This window comes from Micromonospora echinospora (assembly GCF_014203425.1).
Taxonomy (GTDB): Bacteria; Actinomycetota; Actinomycetes; order Mycobacteriales; family Micromonosporaceae; genus Micromonospora; species Micromonospora echinospora_A.
The window spans coordinates 384,500-405,861 of sequence record NZ_JACHJC010000001.1; the positions used below are offsets into that span (position 1 = coordinate 384,500).

Consider the following 21,362-nt stretch of genomic DNA (forward strand, 5'->3'; position numbering starts at 1 on the left):
CAGGTCACACTGGTGGCTCTGCTCGGCAGCCTCTTGGCAGTTGGTCCCGATAGCTGACCGTTGATGCACATGTGAATGTCGATGATTGCGTCGTCACCGAGCCAGAACCAGAACCACCGTGGCGGGCCACCTTGAGCCCCCACCGTGACGAGGTTGGCCACAACTAGGCCGCCGGATTCCGGGTGCTTCCAGTCGAGGTGCATGAGGGCACGTACGCGAGCCCCATGAGACCTCGCGGAATTCCCAGCCTTCCGGCGATTCGTTCGAGCACGTCATAAGAGGTAACTCGTTGGCGCCCCTGGATCACCGCTCGGACCTGGTTCTCAGTCGTTCCGGTCACCGCAGCGATCGTCGCTTGGCTCCAGCCCCGCGATTTGAGGAAGCGGAATAGGGCGCCGATGTCACGCTGACGCAGCAGGTCGGCAAGCGAGTGGCTCCCGAAGTGCCCGTCGATCCACCAGTTCGGATCAACTTGGCTGTGCGCCGGCCACCCTGGGTGCCCTGCGGACTGCGACCCGAACACAGCGGTGGTGGCGGTAGGGGCGTTCATGGCCATCGTGGTCAAGGCGCTCTCTCCTGAGGTGAGGTGATGCCAGCGCGTTGGCTTCTGCGAGCGGGCCGTTGGCATGACCGGGTGGGCTTCCCAGCGATCACACTCGCCTCGACATCCGATCGCTGATCGTGGGGATGCGGCCACCGCCGGTCAGGGACTGTCGCGGACGTCTCGGTGGGGGTATAAAGGCCCCTATGCGTCCCTCGCCAGGTCTGGACCTCTGATGCCGAACGAGCGTCTGCGGGGAGCCGTATCGGCGAAGGGGCTGACTACCCAGCGGTGCGCGGAGCTGATCGGAGTCGATCCGAAGACGGTGGAGCGCTGGATCACCCGCGATCGCGTTCCGCACCGCGCTCACCGCGTCGCGGCTGCGGACTTGTTGGGCGTCGACGAGACCTACCTATGGCCTTCGCTTGTGGACGATCCCAGGGCGGTGTCCGCGGGGCGGGCTGAAATGGTCGAGTTCTACCCGTCCCGGTCAGCGGTGCCGCTGGAGCTGTGGAGGTCGCTGATCCAGCAGGCAAAGGAGTCGGTTGACATCCTGGTCTACGCCGGGCTGTTCCTGCCTGAGCTCCACGACATCACCCAGCTCGGTGACCGGGCACGCCAGGGCTGCCGGATACGAGTCCTGCTGGCCGATCCGAACGGTGCTGCAGTACGCCGCCGCGGAGAGGAGGAGGGATTCGGAATTGGGCTCGCCCACCGAGTGCTGCTGAGCCTGCGTTACTACGAGCCGATCTTGGCCATTTCTGGCGTGCAGGTCCGGCTGCACGATACGACGTTGTACGCGTCCATCTTCCGAGTGGACGAGGCCATGCTGGTTAACACCCACGTGTACGGATCCACTGCCGCCCACAACCCGGTGCTACATCTCCGGCGCGTACCTGGTGGCCGAGTCGTCGACCACTACCTCACCAGCTTCGACCGGGTCTGGACGCAGGCCAAGCCCACCTCGGACATCAACGCGGCGATAGCCGCGTTCGACGGGAGATGACGGATGCCACGCCGCGACTTCTTCAACGACCCTGACGCCCCCGAAGCCAACAGTGTGGTGCCGTCAGTGGTCGCGGCCGTTCGTAACGAACACGGAGAGTTGTTGATGATCCACCGCACCGACAACAACCTGTGGGCTCTTCCTGGCGGTGGCCACGATATCGGTGAGTCGATCGCCGACACGGTGGTGCGCGAGGTGCGCGAGGAGACGGGGATCGAGGTGGAGATCACGGGTCTGGTCGGCACCTACACCAACCCCCACCATGTGATGGCCTACGACGACGGTGAGGTGCGCCAGCAATTCTCGCTGTGCTTCAACGCCAGACCTGTCGGTGGGAATCTGACGACCTCCAGCGAGTCACGTCAGGTCCGTTGGGTGGATCCCGCCGAACTCGACCAGTTGGACATCCACCCCTCAATGCGACTGCGTATCGACCACGCCCTCGACGGCCGGACCGCACCGTACATCGGCTGACGCCGGAGGGGCGTTTCCCGGGCCGGGGACGTCCCAACCGTCTCGCCGAGCCGGTAGGGCGGCGGCCCGCCGTGCGGCTACGTTCGGAGGGTGTCTGACCTAACGGCCAACGCCAAGGACCTTGCTGCTGGCCTGCTCGACTCCCCACAAATGGCCCGGCGCTGGGCCCACGTCCAGGGTGTCGGCCAACGGGCCACGGAACTGACGAGGACGGTGGTGCCGGCCGATCGTGACCTGCTGGTGGCAGCCGCCTGGCTACACGACGTTGGTTATGCGCCTGACCTCGTGGACACCGGCCTACACTCCCTCGACGGCGCCCGATACCTGAGACGTAACGGCTACCCGCTGCGGCTAGTCGGGCTGGTCGCCCATCACACCTGCGCCCGCATCGAAGCGGCTGAGCGCGGCCTGGCGGACCAACTCGCGGTTTTTCCGCTCGAAGAGGGACCCCTGATGGACGCGCTCGTCACTGCAGACCTCACGGTCGGACCGCGGGGACAACGTCTCGAGCTCGCCGAGCGCATCGAGGAAATCCTCCACCGGTATCCTCCGCAGAGCCCCGTTCATCGGGCGATCCAGCGAGCAGAGCCACTTCTCAAGGCGCATGTCCGCCGAACACTGGGTCGGCTCGACGCCGACGAGCAACCCGCTCCGTGACATTCGACGTCAGGCTGGTTGGCCCGGCCCCATGGTCTGTATCGCCGACGACTGGAGGCGGAACGGCTGTCCCGGCGGAGGACCCTGACTGCCCGACCGTCAAGCCGGCCCGGGAGGTTAGAGGATGCGCCACGGGACGATGTCCTGGTCGCCCCGTCTGAGGGCGATGATGCGGCGGAGCACCTCGGCCTCGGCATCAGTGCCGGGACGGGACTTGCGGGCGTTGGTGGCGATCATCTGTAGTTCGCGGAGTTGGCACAACTCCTCGAAGCCGCGCCACGAGGTGACATCCCAGCCGTATGTAGCGGTGAAGTCAGAGAAGGCGGCAGGGCCCGGTGGGGTAAACCGGCGACAGTGCACAGCGACGGTGGCCAGGTCCCATTCCCGCGGACCGACGGCGGCGCCGTCCCAGTCGGCAAGTACTGGCGTGCCGTCGGAGCGGCGTAGTGCGTTGCGCGTCTGGGGATCGGACTGGATCAGGCTCGCGCCCCGAGGGAAGCTCATCTCACGCCAGCGGGCCGCGAGCGGTTCGAGACGCTTCAGCAGCAGGTCACGGTCCCTCGCGGTTAGGATGGTCGACCTTTGCACTGACCGCCGGATGCTGTCCATCGGCATTAAGGTCGGCAGGCTCACCGGAGGAGCCGGCAGGGCGTGCAACTGCCGGAGCAGAGTACCCAACTCGGCCATAGTGACCGGAGTGTCGATCGCCGCATCGAGCCGTTGCCAGACAGTCACGGCATGCTCGCCCACCAGCAGGGGCTGTGGCAGGCGCGAGCTAAGGCCAACAGTCGGGAACCCCTGACCAGCCAGCCACCGCACGACGGCTACCACGGCGCTCATGCGCTCCACGCCGAATTCCGCCGGAGCGATCTTGACCACCACATCGCCGACCGCGTATACCGCGTTCGTGTGATGCCGGATCAGGACAGCGTCGGCGTCGGACAACTCCAGGCGACGACACACCTCGGCGAGCGCCGGACGTGTTCGCGTTTCGACGAACATGGGGCCCCTAGGGATCGAGCGCGGCAGTTCCGGCAGCAAGCGTACGGGCGCGTTCCCGGCAGGCTCGCACATAGTCCGTCAACTCGGCGGTCTCGCTGCCGCGATGTCTCACCGGAATCGCCGAGACCACGTCGCTTGCCCTCGTCAGTACGATCTCCGTGCGCTGCGCCTCGGGCAGGGTGGCGACGGCGTCGAGGGCCGACGCTGCGGCCTCTGCCGCTCGGCGGTCACGCACCAGGCACATCGATCGGTCGAGCGCGAGGAGGGCGGGATCAATCGGCACTGAAGGCGACGGCCCGTAGAGGCACAGTGCCTCGTCCTGCACCCGGTAGGCCTCGCTCGTGTCGCCCAGCCAGGTACTCGCTCCGGAGAGGTAGAACAACATGCGCTTCACCGGAAAGCGGAAGGCCGTGTCACTGTCATCATCGCCGACCTGCTCGAACAACTGCCGGGCCTGGACGATCGCCTGCCGCGCCTGCTCGGCCGATCCGAGCCGGGCCAACGCCCGGGCGCGTCCCGCCGCAGCAAGCGCCGCCGAGGACGACGGCGTCGCGGTGACCGCCAGCGCTGCCTCCGCCAGGACGACCGTCTGCCAGGGGTCACCGAAGTAGTAGGGCAGCATCGCCGCTTGGGCGCGGACCAGCACTCGTAGCCGGCTGTCCGAGCTGTCGTCTGCCGCGTGGATCGCTGTCCGATACCACAGGCGTGCCTCGTCGACGTCCCCAAGCCGCATGAGCGCGTCGGCACACATGGTCGCCAACAGGGCCGCCGTGCCGGAGAGCCGCGCCTGAACCGCCGCCGGCTGTCTACGCCGGGACAGAATTTGCACCTCGACACACTCGGCGGCCAGCCGCGACAGCATCACCCCAGGCGGGGCTGCCGGATAAATCCGCATGTGCTCGCCGGCCGCTTCCTCGATCAGATCGAGTTGTCGCGGAGTGACGGTCGATGAGGCGAGCGCCTCGTCCAGCCCGGTACGAAGCCGGGCGAGCGCGTTGATCGCTTCATCGGGCCGGCCTCCTGCTGGTCGCCCGACTGGTGGGAAGTCCGCTGAACCTTCCACCTCCTGGTCAATCGAGGGCCTCGCACCCGTCCCGTCCTGGCCCAAGCCCATCCAGACTCGGGGAACACCTAGTCCGACCGCGATGCGTTCGAGGACGTCGTAGGCCGTTACCTGGCGCTTGCCCTTGGTGATCTCGGCGGCTCGATTCGGGGACACGCCGACCAACGCGGCGATGGCGCCGTAGGAGACCCCACGGGCATGCAGGAATCGGAACGTGGCGGCGACGTCACGGCGCTCCAGGAAGTCGCGGATCGGTCGACCCTCCCAGACACCCGACGTCCACCAAGACGGATCGACCTGGACGCCCACGACAACCTCCCGCCAAACGAACGACCTTGATCGATATGTGATCACTTCGCGTCGCTGGCGACAAGTCGGTTCGGCGCCTCACCGAAAACGCCGGTGCCTCAAATGATCCTCGCCGCAGCGGCGACCGCTACCCCCATCGTGGCCCCCCACCATGGGGGTCGACAGCGAGCCCCGTCTTCGAGAGACTTGAGCGGCTCCCGTCGATGGACAAGGAGCGGCATGGTGGGACGTGCTGCATCAGACTGACGCCGAGGCAATTCCCAGAAATGTCAGGCTTAATTCCGCGGGTCGCTCAGCTTAACTGCGCGAGGAACCCACCGGCGTAAAGCAACGGCTACCGCGACCGCGCAAGATCGCCGATCGCCTCCGGCACCCACGTCCGGGGTGTGAAACTGCCGATCCGTAGAGATCGACGCAAGCAAGGGGGTCTGGTTTTCAGGCTGGCCTCGTCGGAGGCCTGCGGAGTTCCGCCGACCACGATGCATGCGGACTTGGCCCACGATTCGAAGGCAGGCTCGGATGCCTATAGCGACGCCCAACACCAAGCTGGAGATGGATGAGTTAGCCAGGCTGGCCGCTCGGTATGAGGTACCAGTCGAGGATGCTGTGCTGATCGCGCTGAACCTATACGGAATCTCGTCGGATATCTGTCAGCACCGAGCTCGAGTGGGCGTAACAATTGCCTCGGTGCCGAGGGTTTCATGGAAGGTGATCGTGCCGCTGAATGCGGCAGGGTCGCCGTTCCGTCTTGTGGATCACGATCTGCATTTGGGACAGCAGCGTATTGGCACTGTCCAGCGGATCGATGCCGACGAGGCGGTTGGAGGCTACTTCCGCGATGGCGGCAGGGCCGCGACGTTGAACCCGAACGCCCGGAGCCGCTGTGTGGGCTGCGCGTTCTGCCCGAACACGCTGGAAGCTGCCGCCGACCCGCGTTTCTCCGAGGAGCGGGAGCTCACCGAACTGCTGGCGGCAATGGTTGAGCAGCACCCGCGCCGGAACTTGAACGAACTCCGCGAGGTGACTGTCTCGACTGGGTGCTTCGAGCGGGAAGACGCCGCCGTTGCTCATCTGGTAGGCCTGCGGGCCGCGCTCGGTTCACAGGGTATCGGCGCCCGGATCGGCTTCCTGACGTCGGTCATCCAGTCCGACGCCGCCTTCGCCGATCTTGCTGCTCGCGTCGCGCCGTTCGTGCTGCGGTTGACGGCCGAGTGCTTCACCCGGCGTGACCTGCTGTTGAAGGCGAGCAAGGCACGGCTCCAACGGGTCGACATGCCCGACCTGCTCCGTCGGGCCCGCCAAGCCGGACTCGGCACCTCGTTTACCTACATCGTGGGCCTCGATCCACTCACCGAAATGCGAGCCGGTGTGGCCGCACTCGGCGAACACGTGACCGAGTTTCCCAACTTCCAGGTGTACCAGGCCCACAACTCGATCATGGCGGGTTTGCGGACGCCGGGCGCCGAACAGTTGGAGTTCTATCTACAAGCCAGGGCATCGATCGAACAGATTCTGGGTGGGCGTGGGTTGCGGCCGCAGGCGTGGGAGTGCTACCGGCCGTTGTGGTACTTCACCTTTGCTGGCGAACGACTGGTGAGAGTCTGAAGTGTCGGTGGATCTCGCCCATCTTGCGGATGCCCTTTGGCGGGCGCTCACGTACCTGTCGGTTGCGCAGCTTCACCTTCGGTCGAACGTGCTCGCTGTCGACCGCCTTGACGAGTCCGACGTTAAGCCGCGCCCGGCAGGTCATTGGGGCACAGTGCCCGGCACGGCTTGGGTGCTAGCGCATGCCGGCCTCGCCGCAGGCTGCGGCATCGGTGTGCAGTTAGTTCCAATTCTGGGCGCCGGCCATGCTGGTGTCGTCCAGCGCGCATTGGCCTGGATGACTGGCGACATCGCCAAAATGGATTCACGGTATCGGCGCGACGCTGATGGGCTGGCGGCGCTGGCTGCGGCGTTCCCGGACGGAGACGCGCTCGGCTCGGAGACTCATCCCGAGTTGCCGGCCGGTGCGTATATGGGCGGGTGGCTCGGAGGCGCGTTCGCCTTCGCCCAGGGCCTGGCGCTGGACCACCCGAACCGTGTCGTCGTGCCGATCATCGGTGACGGCGAATGCGAGACGCCGACTACGGCGGCGTCCTGGCTGGCACACCGCGCGCTATCCGACAGCAGGGTGCTACCGGTCGTCCATCTCAACGGCCATCGAATGGGCGGCCCGTCGCTGCTGGGTGGCATGAGCGACGAGGAGGTGAGCGCTTACGCACGCGGTCTGGGCTGGGAGCCGGTCGTCGTAGAAGTTGGGACAGGCGCCGGTTTGGTCGAGCATGCCGAGTTCCACCGGGTCCTCGTGGCCGGCGTCAAGGCAACCGCCAATGGAGCACAGCGTGTGGTATTCCTACGCTGCGTGAAGGGCTGGTCCGGCCCCATTGGGGAGCACAAAACACCGCTCACAAACCTCACTGGCGATCCCTGTCAGTTGGCGGCCCTGCGTGCCTGGCTGTCGTCCTACCGGCCCAGCGAACTGTTCGACGCCGACGCGCATCCCCTTGGTGCGCTCGCGTCCGCGCTGGATCTCATTGACGTTGGCAGCGTGGTACCGGACACCCCGCCGTTGCCTCCGTCAGCACCGGCAGCGGGCAGGGGTTTCACAACGGAGGTAACCGCGGTTCTGCGGGCGCACGCCGCAACCGGCCACCTCAAGGTCTTCAGCCCAGACGAACTGCGGTCGAACCGGCTCGGCGACCTGCAGGGCGAAGCTTGGACGCATGAGGTGCTTGCTGAGGAAGTGCTCCTCGGCTGGGCTGCCGGGTGGACGGCGGCAGGCCATCGCGGCCTGATTGTCTCGTACGAGGCATTCGCTCCGCTGTTGCTGACCGGATTGGTCGGGCAGCTCAAGCAACGGCGGCTCATCAAGCATGCCTTGCCGAGCATCAACCTGCTGTTGACCTCGTATGGCTGGCACAACGTGTACAGCCACGGAGACCCTTCCCTGATCACGGCGCTGTTAGGGACGGGCGACCCGGCCGTACGCGTTTTCACACCCGCCGACTCAGGCCGGGTCGCTGTCGCGCTCGATGAGGCGTTGCGGTCAACAGGGCGCGTCAACGTCATCGTCGCTGGCAAGCACACCACCATGACCCACTCTCGGGAGACGATCGATGAAGAGCGTCACTGCGGCTTGGCGGTCTGGCGCCACCTGAGCGACCCGGGCGAGCCAGACCTGACGCTAGTGTGCGCCGGCGATCTGGCCACGGCGGTGGTCACCGACGCCGTGGTGGGGATCCGCAGCTGCTCTGGCTGTCAGATCCGGGTAGTCAACGTCCACGACCTGACGGCGCTTGCAGAGCCGGACCTGCACCACTACTTCGGAACTCACGCCGCCGTCCTCATCGTGACGCTCGGGCACCCGGCCGCGATCTGGGGGCTGCTCGGCGGAAGGCTGAAACGCGACGTCGACGTAATCGGCTGGGCCGAGCCACCGATCCCCATGCCACAGGAGAGGTTGGCGGCGCACGCCGGGTTCGATGTCGCCGGCGTTACCTCGGCGGCCGAGGCACTGCTAGCCAAGCGGAAGAGCTGATGGTAGCCAGGATTGCCGGTGTTCGCGTCGTCACCACCGAAGCCGGGCTGGGTGAGGACGCCACGTTCGTTGCCCTTCACGCGGCCGGGGCGATCGGCTGGTACGGGCCGGTGACGACGGAGATTGGGCGGTACGTGGAGGCTGTCCTGGCGCTCCCAGTCCTCGGCGAGCCGGTGAACGACCACCAGAGACTCCATGCGGCCCTGTGTAGGGCGATCCGGGCAGACACCAGCGTGGTGGCATCGTGGGCCGTCGGCGCGGTGGATTGCGCCGCTTGGGACCTACATAGCCAACTTGCCCAAGTCCCTGTCGCTGACCTGCTTGCAGCGGCGCCGCAGCAGCGGGTGTCGCTCTACGCCTCATGGCTGAGCCTCGACGTAACAAATGGCATACCCGTCGCGGCCGTCGAGCGCGTCAACCGCGACGGATGGCAATTCACAAAATGGGGCCTGCGCAAGAATCCAGCAGCCGACGACCGCAAGGCGGAGGCCGTCCGGCTTGCCGTGGCGGTACGGGCGATGGAGGCAGCGCTCAGGCAGGAGGCTGCATTCGACGCCGTCTTCACCTGGGATCCCGAATTCGCCTGCCTGTTCCTCGATGAGCTGGACCCGGCTTCGGTGCGCTGGCTGGAGGACCCACTACCACAATGTGATCTCGACATGTATGGGGCATTGGCGATGAATATCCCGTTGGCCCTCGGTGAACGGCTCCTCGTGCATGCCGACGCTGCGACGATTCTCCGACTCAAGCTACAGGCGTTCACACTTGACGTAGTGGCGTGCGGCGGACTCACACGCGCGGTCGAGCTGGTGACCGCGGCGCAAACACTCGGCGTGCCGGTCTACCCGCACGGCCGCTCTTTTGTTCCGGCCGTTCACCTCGCCGCCGCCTATCCGAATGCGATCGCCGCAGTCGAGTATCGGTTGCAGTGGGAACCGGTACGGCAGCGAAGGTATGCACAGCCTTGGCTGCCCTCACACGGAGTAATCACCGTTCCCAAGTCTCCGGGCTTGGGCGCCATGCCAAGGAGCTGCTGATGCCCGAAACCATTCAGCGCCTGCCCATCACCGGGACCGTCGCAGCAGACTCGAACGGTACGTTGCTCGTGCTGTCCGAACGACTCGACGGACACGACACCTTCCTGACAGGCCAGCTCCAACTCCCCGACGCTCGGCCGGTACAGGTGCAGATCTTGAGCTTCGACGACGTCACCGTCCTGCGCCTGCCCGACCCATCGCACGCACCTCCCGCCGGACCGTGGGCCGGCATCTTGCACCTACCGCACGGATGGCGCACCCGGTCGATACCCGACGACCTGGCGACCGCAGTCCGTGCCGCGCGGCGTGACCTAACCGTCCTAGACGAGGCCGAGCGCCGCTACGCGCTCACATTCCTCGCCGAGGCAAGCACTCCGGCGATCCGGCAGGCCAGAATCGACGCGATTGTCACTGCCCTGCCAGCAGTGGATAGTGCCTCGTGAAACGGATACTGCTAAGCATCGATGTCGGGGGCACCCTTTGCCAGCTCGAAGGACCCACGGTGGCCACGATCTTGGTGAAGGCTTCGCCGCTCAGGCCCGCCGACGCGCGCTCGGTCATCCGCCAGCAGTTGTACACCCGAGCCTCGATCGATCCCGCAGTCATTGCGGAGGTCTGCGATGCGCTGCAGATCCCCGTGAGCGCCTTCCCGACACCCGCCAAGTCGCCCCCGGTGCAGCTCCTGCCAGGGGCAGGAGCGGCGCTGCGGACCATGAGTCGACATGCCACCATCGTCACGTTGTCGAATGCGAGCTGCCTGGAGGCCGATACTGACCGTTTGCGGACCCTGCTGTCTCCGTGGGTGACCGACTACTTCCCCTCCTGTCGGACCGGCTACTCCAAACCCGATTCAGCCGCTTTCCATTGCGTGGCCACCGCGTGCCAAAGCAGCCCGGCGAATATGGTGCACATCGGCGACGACTGGGATTGCGACGTCATCGGTGCCCGAAGTGCCGGGATTACCGTCATCTGGGTGTCGAACGGACGACCAGTACCCCAGCCCGAACGGCTCGACGACGTTGACCTACTCGTGGCCGCTGATCTCACCGCCGCCAGCCAGCACCTCACAGAACTCGCTACACGGAGATGATCATGAGTCTGTTTCATGGAACCGTCGGCTTCTACCGGCAGTACCGGCCCGGCATCCCGGCGACCGTGGCCGACGTGTTGGATGCCGCGGTCCCTACCGGTGCGCCGCGGCGCCTACTCGACGTAGGCACCGGCACCGGCCTCGTGGTCGAGGCTCTGCTTGGCCGTTTCGATGACATCATCGCCATCGACAACGATCCAGACATGCTCGCCGCTGCCGAAGACGCGCTCCGCCCGCAGCTAGCCGCCGACGCTCAGCTGCGGCTGCAGGAGGTCACGGCGGAGAAGTTCACGCCACCGGCAGGATGGCAGGCCGAACTGGTGACGATCTGCCGAGCGTTCCACTGGCTCGACCAGGCCGCGATCCTGACCCGATTGGACGCGCAGGTCAGCCCGGACGGCGCGGTCGCGATCTTCGGCGACAACAGTTTCTGGACCGCTACCAGCGACTGGAAGGCCGCAATCCGCGCGGTCATCCAGGACTTCCTCGGCGAGCAGCGTCGCGCTGGCGAACGCACGTTCCAGCATCACAACCGCCCGTACAGCGAGATCATGCGTGAGTCGCCGTTCAGCCAGGTCGAAGAGCACACTGTGCCCGTCAACCGGACCTGGACCGCCGACAGCATCCTCGGGTACCTGCACTCCACCTCGTTCGCCGCGCCACAACTGTTTGGCGACCGACTCGGCGAGTTCGACAGCGCTGTGCGTGCCACCCTTGCCCGATACAGCGACACCGACACCTTCGCCGAGGACAACGAGTTCCTCATCCGCGTCGGCCGGCGAGATCGGGCATGAACCGTTGGTACGGATCGCTCCCGGCGCCGGAGATAGCCACGTACCTGACCGAGCGATCGGTCCTGTGCCTGCCCATCGGCTCATATGAACAGCACGGCCCGCACCTGCCCCTGCACACCGACACCGTCATCGCCGCCCAGTTCACCAACCGGCTCATCGACCACTACGGCGACACACACGACCTCTGGGCGCTGCCGGCGCTGCCGTATGGCCTGTCCCTGGAACACTCCTGGGCCCTGGGCACTGTCTCCCTAAGGGTCGGCGTACTTACCACCCTGCTCAATGCCATTGTCGGCGAGTTCGCGCGGGCCACCCCGGCCCGCCGGCTTCTCATCGTCAACGGGCATGGCGGCAATCGCGGCATCCTCGAGGCAGTTAGCTACGAACTGCAGGCCACGCATCAGGTGCAGGTCTGCATCATCCACCCCAGTTCACTCTCGACCGCACATGCGACATCGGAACTGCCGGAGATCCACGCGGGCGTGGAAGAAACCAGCGTAATGCTGACCTTCGCCCCCAGCGATGTACACCTGGACCGACTACCGGAGACGTTCGTCGACGACCCAGCCCACCGCCACGAGATCCAGCGACTCGTCCTCGACCGTGGCACCACGTGGCCGTGGAGTTCGGGCGATGACCGCATCTCCAACTTCGGCATCATTGGCGGTGACCCGCGGCTGGCCTCCGCCGAACTGGGGGAAGCCATCATCGCGAGCGCCCTGGACGCATCCGATCAGGTTCTACAACATCTGTAGTCCGTCAATGATGGGAAACGACCATGCCCCTCACCGCTGACGACCTGTCCACCTTCACCAACAAGGGAGCGGTCGTCAAACGCAACTTCGTTCCGACGCAATTGATCGACCGTGCGACGGCGCTGGTAACCGACTGGTACCGCGCCGGCCTAGATCAACGCCGGCTCGCCGAGTTCACGCAGCGGACCTTCGCCCCGCACCTTGGTGACCATCGGGACCTGCTCGCGCTGTTTGCTCAGTCCGGTGTAGCCGGGCTCGCAGCCGAACTCCTCGGCGACGTGGCACCGGTCACCACTACGCAGATCCAGATCCGCGTTCCGGAACGCGACCTCGGCCAGGCACAACCCGAAAAGGCCATGCACGTGGACGGCGTCGCTTGCCCACACCTTGACCCCGCCGAACTGCGCACCTTCTCGCTTCTCGTGGGTGTCGTGCTTTCCGACGTCAGCGACCCGGCCGGTGGCGCCCTGCGTTACGTCATCGGCGGACACCTGCGGATGGCGGAGTGGTTCCGGACTCAATGGTCGCTGGGCGTCACCGCCCAAGTGCCCCCGCAGATCGATGCCGAGCGAGGTACCCCGCTACTCGGCGAGCCGGGTGATGTACTGCTGATGCACCACTTAGTCCCCCACGCCGTTGGCCGGAACCTGACCGCTGTACCGCGGATCATGGCCTATTTCCGCGTGTCCCACGTCAACCATGCTAGCCACCGTCTCGCCGCGCTTCGCGACCCGTGGCTGGACTTCCCGCCACTCGCCGAACGAGTGCGATAGCCGATCCCGACACCCATGGAGCATCTATTGGCGCGCACCTCAGGGTGGCGCCGAACTCTGCTGGCGCGAGCGTGCATTCGCCTCCGGTCGCGGCTCGGCATGTCCGGGGCCAGTACGCCTTTGCCCCGACTGGCAGGCGCGACGCCGTCCGGCAGAGCATTGGTGCAGGACAAAACAACATGCCACACCGAGGCCTGAAGGGCTGATGTCGTGAAATTGATCCGACCCGACGAACTCACGCTGGCGATTGAAGCACTCGAAGCTGGCGAACTTGTCATTGTCCCAACTCGGCGTTGGTACATGATCTGCGCCAACGCGCGCGACCACGACGCCTGCGCGCGCATCTACGCTGGCAAGGGCCGACCACGAGCGAAGTCGTTGGCCTACATACTGCCATCGCCCGTCGCAGCCGACGAACTGTTCATCATGACGCCGGCCGCGAACCAACTTGCCACGGCCTTCTGGCCCGGAGACTTGGCCATGATCCTCCGTTGGCGAGACTCGGAATGCGCTGAGCAGCACCAGCCCGTCGGCGTGCCTAACGCTCTCGTGACCCTCGACCCTGGCGTGCTCGGTCAACTTGCCGGACGAAGCCGCGTTCCCATCGCCGCCACGACGGCCAACCTTTCCGACCCGACTAAGACGTTAGGCCCAGCGATCACCGCAGCGGAGGTTGAAGGGTTTGTAGCGGAGTCCGAGCTCAGCGTCGCGTATTGCATCGACGGCGGCATCAGCCCACTGGGCAATCACCTAACTATCGTCGACTGCACCGAACCGCAGGCGAAGATCACGAGATCGGGAGTTGTCCACGACCGCGCCGTCAATGCAGCCATCGCGGCTGTTACTTGAACCTCTCATGTCAAGAATTGAGCAGATTCGCGCGGCTTCTGAGGAGCCGCACGTTCGGGCGAGAGGAAACGTGTGGACGCCACCGACCAGAGCTCCGGCTGGCGGTCCTCACTGACGCCGACAACACGCAGCCCGCAGTCGTCGCACTGCTGGCCGAGGTCGCGAAATGCGGCCCACGCAGGTGCGTCCCCGGACTCATTAACGCCATTCGCCCGACCGCCTCGACCTCGGAGTCCCAGCATGCGGAGCCATGACCTCACGCCCGGACGGATGATCGGCGTCACCTTCGATCATGGCGAGGACTTCTTCACCGCTCTCGCCGACGTCTGCCGCGTCAACGGCATCCGGCACGGCTACATCCCCGTCTTCATCGCCGGGTTCAGCACGGTCGAGATCGTCGGCACCTGCCAGCGCCTGGACGACCCCCAAGCCCCGGTTTGGGACCGGGTGCAGCTGACCAACGTCGAAGCGCTCGGCGGCGGCACCATCGCGTACGACGACACCCACGACCGGATCGCGCCGCACATCCACGTCAGCGTCGGACTCAAGGAGCACAGCGCGACCGGCCACACCAGTCACCTGCTCGCCGCGACAGTCCAGTTCCTCACCGAGATGTTGATCATTGAGGTTGCTGCGCCCGTCATGCGTCGTATCCCCGAGGCGAGCCTCTACGACGTGCCGCTGTTGCGGATCGGGGACACCTGACAGCCCAGGGGCATCCACGCCCGCCACGCCGGGGAGTCGTTACCCTAGCCAGGGCGCCTCAGTAGCTACCGGCCTCGTTGCCCCTACCGCCAGCGGCGGTTCGCCGCCTGGATCCCGAATGGCAGTTCCGGCCACGGAGCCGCCGACCAACGCGACACCGATGCCGCAGCCATACGACCCATCGGCCCGGAGGACTCAGTCGGTGACTCCAACCACCTCGCGGGGCTGGGGGCCAGCGTAGGGACACGACGCCTCTGCCAACATCAACGTCGCTTTCGCAGCAGCAGTAGACCCTCGCGAGCTCCTACACCCAAGCTGGTGAACTTGAAGAACTCGCACCCTGCTGGGCAGCGCCTACGTCAGCTGAAAGCCATTGAAAACCATCGAGGCATCGCTCGAGCTCAACGAGCCCGACGGCGGTTGGTCCGGTGGCGCGAGGAGCTGGTTGTCCTCGAACTTGAGGAGCAGATGACCGCCTAACGGGCAGCCAGCGACCCGCCCGAGCTCAGCAGCGAACTGACGGCGGCCACCACCGTGGTCGGGTCGAGACTGTCGAGTACCAGGTCAGGTTCGTAGGATGCCAGCTCTTGACCCCCAATCCGGTGAGTGACGACAGCGACGCGAAAGTCGGCGTGACGTGCGCAAGCGATATCGTTGGGCGCATCCCCGATGACGATCACACGAGCGGAATCGAGCGGGTCACCGTAGATCGCGGAGTAGCGCTGAGCCACGACCGCCGCAAGATGGAAGCGATCTCGCGCGTCCGATCCGAACCCGCCGATTCGAAGATCAAGAAACTCATCCAAGCCCGCCACGTGCAGTTTCACCTCGGCGGCCGAACGCAGGTTGCCGGTCAGCACGGTCTGGATGAAGCCATGCTCGCGCAACTCCGCGATGCTCGCCGCGGCACCTGGATACGGCGGCTGGACCTCAGCCAACTCCTGCCGACCCTCCTGCATGACCGCAGCAATGGCCTGACGGAAGGCGTGTATGCCCGCCTCCGCAGCTGACGGGTCCACGCCTGAAGCGATCGCCGCGTCGACCGCAATCGACTCGTCCGTATACCCATGCACCTTCTTGTCAGGGAAGACAACCTCGGACTCCGCGATACCGTACGCACGAGCGATCGCGCGCGTCAGCCAGCGCAAGTCCGCAGGGATGAGCGTCCCGTCAACGTCCCAGATGACCAAGCCGGCGCTGCTGTGGTTCACAGCAGCATCGTCGCACGTCCAGCGCAGTGTCCTCGCGCCGAAGACGGTGCTGATTGCCCAATGTGCGATACGCCGGGTTCGCCCTCGCGGTGACGTCGGTAGATGGCTAACGCTACCTGATACAGGAGCGCCCGGCGTAGCCCCGGTATGAAAGTCAACGAGGCGACCATCGCCACCTTCACAACACCTCCTGCGATCCACCGCCCCGGTGTAGCGGCGCCACCGTGGCGTAACGACCGCGTGCTGAAGCGCCAGCATGATCGTCGACTCTCATCAGCGGTGGCAAGCGAAGGATCTGCGCGAGTCGGGAGGGCGCGTCCTGGTCGGCGAGCTTGAGCGAGTCATCGAGGGCCGCCTGCATGGCAAGGCTAGGGTGCACCGGCTGCTTAGGGTAACCATCCACATCGAAGACCGGCTTTGGCCGGCGCTCGGTCAGATCGCTGGGCCGGCCCAGGCGCGATGGCCCGGGGGAGGCGACGGTGGCAGACCCGCACGAGGTGAGCGAGGCGTGGCGCGCGCTGGGCCAGCAGTTGGCCGTGTACCGCAAAGCTGCCGGCCACACCCAGCAACCCAGGATCCTCACCGGCCGCAGCACGATCGCGAACACCGAAGTCGGGAGCCAGCACCCAGATCGAGCTTTCTGGATGCACCGTGACGAGGCACTCGAAAGCTACGGCGCCCTCACCACCGGGTATGACCAGGTCGTTGCCGTCCGGCAGAAGTATTGGCGGGCCGGCGGGAACGGCAGCATTCACCACCGCCCTGACCGCAGTGGGCACTGCCCTGGCGACCGGCACAGACGGCCAGGTCGCCGGGGAGATGGATATCGTGGCGACTGTGGCAGACCGGCGAGGACGGCAGGTTCAGGTCAGCCGCCAGGCGCTTCTACAGGCGGTCCCCGGCAGTGTGGTGGCGTCCCTGGCGAGTGCGAAACCGCTGCCCGTAGCGATACGGGCGGCGCAAGTTGATCCGGCCGTCGTGGAGCACTTCGCGGCGCCGCGGTCGGTGCTCGTGGAGGCCGACAACCGGGTCGGTGCCGCGGCGTTCCTCCCCACGGCCCGCCAGCAGCTCGGTCACATCGCCGACTACCGCCGAGCCGCACGAGGCAGCCTGCGCGACGCGCTGTTGAGTACCGAGGCCCGGTGGGCAGAATTCGCCGGCTGGCTCAGCGACGATATGGGCGACCGGGACGCCGGCGAATGGTGCTCGCCCAAGCGTTGACCATGGCCCAAGAAGCCGGCGACATGGAGTTCACCGCCTACGCTTTCGCTCGCATGGCGCAGCGGGCCAGAGACGCCGCCGACCAGGACCGCGTACTCGGGCTCGCCCGTGCCGCCGAGCGCGCTGGCAGCATCCGGGAGCAGGTGCGCGCGTTCGCGGCGGTGCAACGCGCCCACGGGCACACGGTCGAAGGTGACACTGGCTCGTTCCGGGCCGCCATCGACGAGGCCCGCCACCTCGCTGCCACCACCGGATCAGACGGCGGTGGGCTCGGCGCGTTCTGCACCACCGGATACATCAGCGCGCAGGAGGGCGAGGGCTGGCTTCGGCTGGGTCGCCCCGGCGCCGCCGTCCGGTGTTTCGGCGAGGCTCTCGACGCGTGGCCGGAAACGTACCGACGGGAACGGGGCCGCTATCTCGCGCGCACCGCCGTCGCCCACGCCACCGCCGATGAACCCGAGCTGGCCGCTGCCGCCGCCCTCGCCGCGCTCAACCTGGCCAACCTCACCCGCTCGGCACGCATCCAACGCGAGGTCGCAATCGCAGGCCGCCAGCTCGCGGCGTTTGCCACCGAGCCCGGAGTGCAGCAGTTGCATGCCGCCCTGGCCGCTTCCGCGGCGAGCTCGTGACCGACAGCAGCGGTGCCGGCAACAGGGTCGATGTCGTCTTCGTCGGCCGGGCCAACATCGACCTGACCGTCCATGTACCCCACCGCGCCCGACCCGGCCGCACCGCCGTCGGCTCGCCTCTGACCGCCAACGCCGGAGGCAAAAGCCTCAACCAGGCGATCGCCGCCGCCCGCCATGGCGGGCGCGCCGCCCTGATCGCCAACGTCGGCGCAGACACCTGGGGATACCAGATCACCACAGCACTGACCGACGCCGGTGTCGACACCCGCCATGTCCGGCTCGTCCCCGACGCCACCACCGGCGCGGCCATCATCGAGGTCACCCCAGACGGCGAAAGCTACATCACCCTCGCACTCTCACCCGCCACCGAACTCACCACCGACGACATCCACCGCGCCACCGCCAGCCTCGCCGCGGAAGCCGTGATCGTGCAGCTCGACTTACCACCCGAACCCGTGACCACGCTGCTGAGCCACCGCCGGGCGCCGATCCTCGTTGGCAATCTCGTCCCTAACCCCGGCCTCGACCCCCGGCTGCTCGCGGAACTCGACGTCCTCGTGGTCAACCAGCACGAAGCCGCCGCCATCCTGCGCACCACCGCCGGCAACCCGCTCGAATCCGCCGCCGCGCTGCAACGCCTCGGCCCACCTACCGTCGTCGTCACGGCAGGCCCCAATGGCGCCGCCTTCACGCACCCCCACGGATCCGGCACCGTGCCGGCACCTGCCGTCTCGGTCGTCGACACCACCGGAGCCGGCGACGCCTTCCTCGGCTCTCTTGCCTTGGACCTCGCCCGCCACGCCCCGCTACCCGACGCCATCACCACCGCCGTCCACGCCGGCTCCCACACCGTCGGGCACAGTGGTGCCCACACCCCCACAAACCAGATCCCTAAATAGAAACAAGGGCTCGACCCTCGGCAGTCGAGAATGGAAGTAGAGGACGACCGTAGATGGACCCGGTACCCGCTGCTGACGGGAGAGTCGACCGTGAACGGCTCGACGAGTTGCTCGCGCTGCAGACCGAGTTCGACGGACTCGACTTCAAGCAGGAGCGATCGCTGGCGAAGGGAACGAAGGCTCGACTGGAGTTCGTAAAGGACTGCGCCGCGATGCTGTCCCGCCCACATGGTGGATACCTGGTCATCGGTGTCGACGGCGTCGGCGCACCCAGCGGGGCCCTCATCGAGACCGCCGACTACGACGCGTCCCGTCTACACGACATGCTGACTAAACACCTCGAAGGTCAGGTGTCGGTTTCATCAGGTGTGCACACCGTCGACGGCAGCACGGTGGTGCTCGTCTGCCTGCGGCGGCGCGGCGACGGTTTGTTCCCGGTGGTCAAGGCGGACTTCGTGGCCAACGACGGCGGCACGCCGACGACAGTTCTGCGCGGTGGAGATGTGTACGTGCGCGAAGGCACAAAGACTCGCAAGTGGCGCTCCGCGGATCTGGTCGGGCTCATCGCGCCCCACGTGGCCATGGTGCGGCAGGAGGAACGTGCCAGGCTCGCAGACCTGATGGACGTCCTGCGGCGCGAGTACCAAGGGCTGGCTCTGGCGTCCGGGCCGGTGGCGGCGCTGACATGGCAGGTCGGGCAGGAGCAGTTCGATACCGCGGTCACCGAGGCTATCCGGCGCAACGACACCTCCGCACTGCGACTGCTCGTGCTTGGTCTGCAACGCGACGGCCTCGGCCTGCTGACCCAAGACGCCGCCGCAGCTGGCGAGGACCTGCTGCAGCTGCTCGACCGGGCCACCGCCGTCGCCGCTATCGCGGTCACGCTCAGCACCCAACAGCTCGTCGACGATGTCGTCACGATGCTGGCTCGCCTCTACCACCGGCTGTATGTCAATGGTGAAGCACTGACGAACACTGCTGCGGAGCGCGGACTCGCCATCGCCGCCCGGATCCTCGCGGTCATAGCGCTCGCCGTGCGGCTAGACCAATGGTGGGTCATCCGCAAGCTTGCGCTACGCCCCGCGGGAGACACCATCGTCTACGTGTCCTGGCTGCGTCACGCCCAAGTCCAAGCGGCCAGGCGCCACGTCGTTCTCACCAACACAGCCACAGAGCCTGTCGGGGGCGGACTGGTAGCAGCCGCCCGACAGTTGATTTCGATGTTGCCGGCGCTGCGCCCCGACCTCCCAGGCGACCTCGTTGACGACCTGCCCCTCGGAACGCCGCCTGCTCCCGGCGATCCGGTGATCGATTCGGTGTGTCAGGCGGACCTGCTGTGGTGCGTCGCCGCAGCGCTCGATACACCACAGGAGCGAACCAGATACGAGTTCTACCCCAGCTTCGCCTGGCTCTACGAGCACCGGATCGCACCCATGGTGAACCGGCTACGCACCGACGAGAACCTGACGAAAGACGTATACCCCGGCCGCGCTGTCGATGAGGTGCGCCATGCGCTTGACGAGGTTCTGCAGCTAGCCGCTCGGGAAGGAGGCCGGCTCGGCCACTTTCGATAATGCCCCAAGCTCAACCTCAGCCGATCTCACAGTAGAGGGTACGCCGGTGCTGGATAGCACCGCGGCACAGCGCAGATAAGGACCGCTGGTGTTCCTCCCAGGTTTCGATGTGGTCTCCACCAAACCCGGTGGCGGGACATCACCCCTCATCGACCCCGAACACGGCACGACCGGCACGACGACGTGGTCGGCCCTCATCCTCCACGATGCCGTGCTCCTGAGCTGACCGGCCACCGAAGCCCAGCCGCTCAACCAGCCCACAGGTCAACGAGCCGTACAGCCGACACAACACCCCTACGGGCGCGTCTCACGTCGTGTGTCCGGGCTTGCTCTACGTACACTCTGTCCTGCGAGGAGCCGGATCACCTAGCCCGCGCATTGCTGTGGAATCGGTGCTGTCTGTCAGATCGGGGGAGCTGCGTGGGCGACGAGGGCGAAGAGGAAGTCGAGGTGGCCATCCCCGGTCCCGGCGCGGACACGTACGAGGGGAACGAGCTGCTGCACATCGCGTCCACGATGCCTCACACGGACATCGACGTGGTGCGCCGACGCATCGGGAAGATGGACAATTTCCGGGAACTTGCCACTGACGCCCTCGACGTCCTAGAACGGCATCACCACGCCACGCTCGGCGCCAACAGCCAAAGTCAGGAGTGGTTCCACCGCGCCTGCCAGGACACCCGGGACATCTTCCGGGTCGTGCTCGCGCAAGACCTGGAATGGGAGCAGCAGCGGTACGTGCTCGACCTGCTGATGCGGCTTCTGCAGATGGAAGGTGCGAAGGACACCGAGAGCAGGAACCTGCTCAGCTCGCTCTCCGACAAGCTATCCAACAAGATGATGGTGATCGGCGGTGTCGCCATCACCGCGGCTGCTGTGGTCGTGACGGTCGGCGCTCCCAAGGCGGCACGGCAGATCGCACAGGCCCTACGCAGAGACTGACCTCGAACACGATCGGGTCAGCCAGCGGGCCGCGCCACATAACGAAACGTGCCCAGCCGTAGGTCCCCCTTTCCAACCCACGCTCGCCACGCGGACAACTCGGAAGGGTCGACCCCGCACCGCACGCCCGCATCACGGCCCCCAACCGAACAGCTCGCCCGGACCCGCCGCACACCAGCAGGCCGTTACTGACAGTTGTGGCATAGAACGGGAAACATCCCCGCCGAAACAGAGGAGCACCAGCGGAGCAC

Annotated in this window: 22 protein-coding genes; 18 read left to right on the forward strand and 4 right to left on the reverse strand. The window is 66.3% G+C overall.

All coding sequences use genetic code 11. The features are described from left to right. Positions 1-163: 163 nt before the first annotated feature. On the reverse strand, positions 164-628 hold the full coding sequence (locus FHU28_RS01755; RefSeq protein WP_311773502.1) for a helix-turn-helix domain-containing protein: 465 nt from the start codon (positions 626-628) through the stop codon (positions 164-166). Positions 629-776: 148 nt separating this feature from the next. On the opposite strand from FHU28_RS01755, the gene FHU28_RS01760 reads away from it, so the two are divergent. From FHU28_RS01760 to FHU28_RS01770, 3 genes are all read left to right on the forward strand, one after another. After that, the gene (locus tag FHU28_RS01760; RefSeq protein WP_221453089.1) at positions 777-1,547 is read left to right on the forward strand and encodes a DUF5919 domain-containing protein; all 771 of its coding nucleotides are present in this window, start codon (positions 777-779) and stop codon (positions 1,545-1,547) included. Between the two features lie 3 nt (positions 1,548-1,550). Next, complete coding sequence (locus FHU28_RS01765; protein WP_184680215.1) at positions 1,551-2,021, forward strand: NUDIX hydrolase; 471 nt, start codon at positions 1,551-1,553, stop codon at positions 2,019-2,021. 90 nt (positions 2,022-2,111) lie between these two features. Beyond that, positions 2,112-2,678, forward strand: coding sequence for an HD domain-containing protein (locus tag FHU28_RS01770; protein WP_311773503.1), 567 nt, complete (start codon positions 2,112-2,114; stop codon positions 2,676-2,678). A gap of 117 nt (positions 2,679-2,795) precedes the next feature. On the opposite strand, the gene FHU28_RS01775 is transcribed toward FHU28_RS01770, so the two are convergent. Together FHU28_RS01775 and FHU28_RS01780 are read right to left on the reverse strand one after the other, a co-directional pair. Further along, positions 2,796-3,680, reverse strand: coding sequence for a phosphotransferase (locus FHU28_RS01775; RefSeq protein WP_184680216.1), 885 nt, complete (start codon positions 3,678-3,680; stop codon positions 2,796-2,798). 7 nt (positions 3,681-3,687) lie between these two features. Further along, the gene (locus FHU28_RS01780; protein WP_184680217.1) at positions 3,688-5,052 is read right to left on the reverse strand and encodes a helix-turn-helix transcriptional regulator; all 1,365 of its coding nucleotides are present in this window, start codon (positions 5,050-5,052) and stop codon (positions 3,688-3,690) included. Between the two features lie 606 nt (positions 5,053-5,658). On the opposite strand from FHU28_RS01780, the gene FHU28_RS01785 reads away from it, so the two are divergent. From FHU28_RS01785 to FHU28_RS01830, 10 genes are all read left to right on the forward strand, one after another. Then, complete coding sequence (locus FHU28_RS01785) at positions 5,659-6,657, forward strand: hypothetical protein (protein WP_221453090.1); 999 nt, start codon at positions 5,659-5,661, stop codon at positions 6,655-6,657. A gap of 7 nt (positions 6,658-6,664) precedes the next feature. Further along, the gene (locus FHU28_RS01790) at positions 6,665-8,632 is read left to right on the forward strand and encodes a phosphoketolase family protein (RefSeq protein WP_184680218.1); all 1,968 of its coding nucleotides are present in this window, start codon (positions 6,665-6,667) and stop codon (positions 8,630-8,632) included. Further along, complete coding sequence (locus tag FHU28_RS01795) at positions 8,632-9,669, forward strand: enolase C-terminal domain-like protein (protein ID WP_184680219.1); 1,038 nt, start codon at positions 8,632-8,634, stop codon at positions 9,667-9,669. The genes FHU28_RS01790 and FHU28_RS01795 overlap by 1 nt, the downstream gene beginning before the upstream one ends. Beyond that, positions 9,669-10,112 (forward strand): YdeI/OmpD-associated family protein, encoded by a 444-nt coding sequence (locus FHU28_RS01800; protein ID WP_184680221.1) that lies wholly within the window; start codon positions 9,669-9,671, stop codon positions 10,110-10,112. The genes FHU28_RS01795 and FHU28_RS01800 overlap by 1 nt, the downstream gene beginning before the upstream one ends. A 59-nt stretch (positions 10,113-10,171) precedes the next feature. Beyond that, positions 10,172-10,759, forward strand: coding sequence for an HAD family hydrolase (locus FHU28_RS32985; protein ID WP_184680223.1), 588 nt, complete (start codon positions 10,172-10,174; stop codon positions 10,757-10,759). Then, positions 10,756-11,553, forward strand: coding sequence for a class I SAM-dependent methyltransferase (locus tag FHU28_RS01810; protein ID WP_184680225.1), 798 nt, complete (start codon positions 10,756-10,758; stop codon positions 11,551-11,553). Before FHU28_RS32985 ends, FHU28_RS01810 begins: the two co-directional genes overlap by 4 nt. After that, positions 11,550-12,308 (forward strand): creatininase family protein, encoded by a 759-nt coding sequence (locus FHU28_RS01815; RefSeq protein WP_184680227.1) that lies wholly within the window; start codon positions 11,550-11,552, stop codon positions 12,306-12,308. The genes FHU28_RS01810 and FHU28_RS01815 overlap by 4 nt, the downstream gene beginning before the upstream one ends. Positions 12,309-12,331: 23 nt before the next feature. Then, on the forward strand, positions 12,332-13,081 hold the full coding sequence (locus tag FHU28_RS01820; RefSeq protein ID WP_184680229.1) for a phytanoyl-CoA dioxygenase family protein: 750 nt from the start codon (positions 12,332-12,334) through the stop codon (positions 13,079-13,081). A gap of 210 nt (positions 13,082-13,291) precedes the next feature. Continuing rightward, entirely contained in the window at positions 13,292-13,930 is a 639-nt protein-coding gene (locus FHU28_RS01825; protein WP_184680238.1) for an L-threonylcarbamoyladenylate synthase, read from the forward strand. A 240-nt stretch (positions 13,931-14,170) separates the two neighbouring features. Next, a complete protein-coding gene (locus FHU28_RS01830) occupies positions 14,171-14,635 on the forward strand; it encodes a PPC domain-containing DNA-binding protein (RefSeq protein WP_184680247.1) in 465 nt (154 codons plus the stop codon). A 476-nt stretch (positions 14,636-15,111) separates the two neighbouring features. Here FHU28_RS01830 and FHU28_RS01835 read toward each other — a convergent pair whose 3' ends face one another. Then, positions 15,112-15,846: an HAD family hydrolase gene (locus FHU28_RS01835; protein ID WP_184680249.1), complete on the reverse strand. Its 735-nt coding sequence runs from the start codon at positions 15,844-15,846 to the stop codon at positions 15,112-15,114. Positions 15,847-16,617: 771 nt separating this feature from the next. Between FHU28_RS01835 and FHU28_RS01840 the strand changes: the two genes are divergently transcribed. From FHU28_RS01840 to FHU28_RS01860, 5 genes are all read left to right on the forward strand, one after another. Further along, the gene (locus FHU28_RS01840) at positions 16,618-17,067 is read left to right on the forward strand and encodes a hypothetical protein (protein ID WP_184680250.1); all 450 of its coding nucleotides are present in this window, start codon (positions 16,618-16,620) and stop codon (positions 17,065-17,067) included. Positions 17,068-17,069: 2 nt separating this feature from the next. Beyond that, positions 17,070-17,696 carry an NsdA family TPR-like regulatory protein gene (locus FHU28_RS01845; RefSeq protein ID WP_483403772.1) on the forward strand — a complete coding sequence of 209 codons (627 nt, stop codon included), beginning with the start codon at positions 17,070-17,072 and terminating at the stop codon, positions 17,694-17,696. Then, complete coding sequence (locus FHU28_RS01850) at positions 17,693-18,595, forward strand: PfkB family carbohydrate kinase (protein ID WP_184680252.1); 903 nt, start codon at positions 17,693-17,695, stop codon at positions 18,593-18,595. The genes FHU28_RS01845 and FHU28_RS01850 overlap by 4 nt, the downstream gene beginning before the upstream one ends. A 53-nt stretch (positions 18,596-18,648) precedes the next feature. Then, positions 18,649-20,169, forward strand: coding sequence for an AlbA family DNA-binding domain-containing protein (locus tag FHU28_RS01855; protein ID WP_169596954.1), 1,521 nt, complete (start codon positions 18,649-18,651; stop codon positions 20,167-20,169). Between the two features lie 420 nt (positions 20,170-20,589). Beyond that, positions 20,590-21,111: a hypothetical protein gene (locus FHU28_RS01860; protein WP_018787389.1), complete on the forward strand. Its 522-nt coding sequence runs from the start codon at positions 20,590-20,592 to the stop codon at positions 21,109-21,111. The last annotated feature ends 251 nt before the right edge of the window (positions 21,112-21,362 follow it).

Excerpts from the sequence above, each read along its gene's own strand:
- FHU28_RS01755 (WP_311773502.1), bottom strand. The coding sequence starts at position 628 with ATGCCAACGGCCCGCTCGCAGAAGCCAACGCGCTGGCATCACCTCACC.
- FHU28_RS01760 (WP_221453089.1), top strand. The coding sequence starts at position 777 with ATGCCGAACGAGCGTCTGCGGGGAGCCGTATCGGCGAAGGGGCTGACT.
- FHU28_RS01765 (WP_184680215.1), top strand. The coding sequence starts at position 1,551 with ATGCCACGCCGCGACTTCTTCAACGACCCTGACGCCCCCGAAGCCAAC.
- FHU28_RS01775 (WP_184680216.1), bottom strand. The coding sequence starts at position 3,680 with ATGTTCGTCGAAACGCGAACACGTCCGGCGCTCGCCGAGGTGTGTCGT.
- FHU28_RS01795 (WP_184680219.1), top strand. The coding sequence starts at position 8,632 with ATGGTAGCCAGGATTGCCGGTGTTCGCGTCGTCACCACCGAAGCCGGG.
- FHU28_RS01800 (WP_184680221.1), top strand. The coding sequence starts at position 9,669 with ATGCCCGAAACCATTCAGCGCCTGCCCATCACCGGGACCGTCGCAGCA.
- FHU28_RS01810 (WP_184680225.1), top strand. The coding sequence starts at position 10,756 with ATGATCATGAGTCTGTTTCATGGAACCGTCGGCTTCTACCGGCAGTAC.
- FHU28_RS01815 (WP_184680227.1), top strand. The coding sequence starts at position 11,550 with ATGAACCGTTGGTACGGATCGCTCCCGGCGCCGGAGATAGCCACGTAC.
- FHU28_RS01820 (WP_184680229.1), top strand. The coding sequence starts at position 12,332 with ATGCCCCTCACCGCTGACGACCTGTCCACCTTCACCAACAAGGGAGCG.
- FHU28_RS01830 (WP_184680247.1), top strand. The coding sequence starts at position 14,171 with ATGCGGAGCCATGACCTCACGCCCGGACGGATGATCGGCGTCACCTTC.
- FHU28_RS01845 (WP_483403772.1), top strand. The coding sequence starts at position 17,070 with ATGGCCCAAGAAGCCGGCGACATGGAGTTCACCGCCTACGCTTTCGCT.
- FHU28_RS01855 (WP_169596954.1), top strand. The coding sequence starts at position 18,649 with ATGGACCCGGTACCCGCTGCTGACGGGAGAGTCGACCGTGAACGGCTC.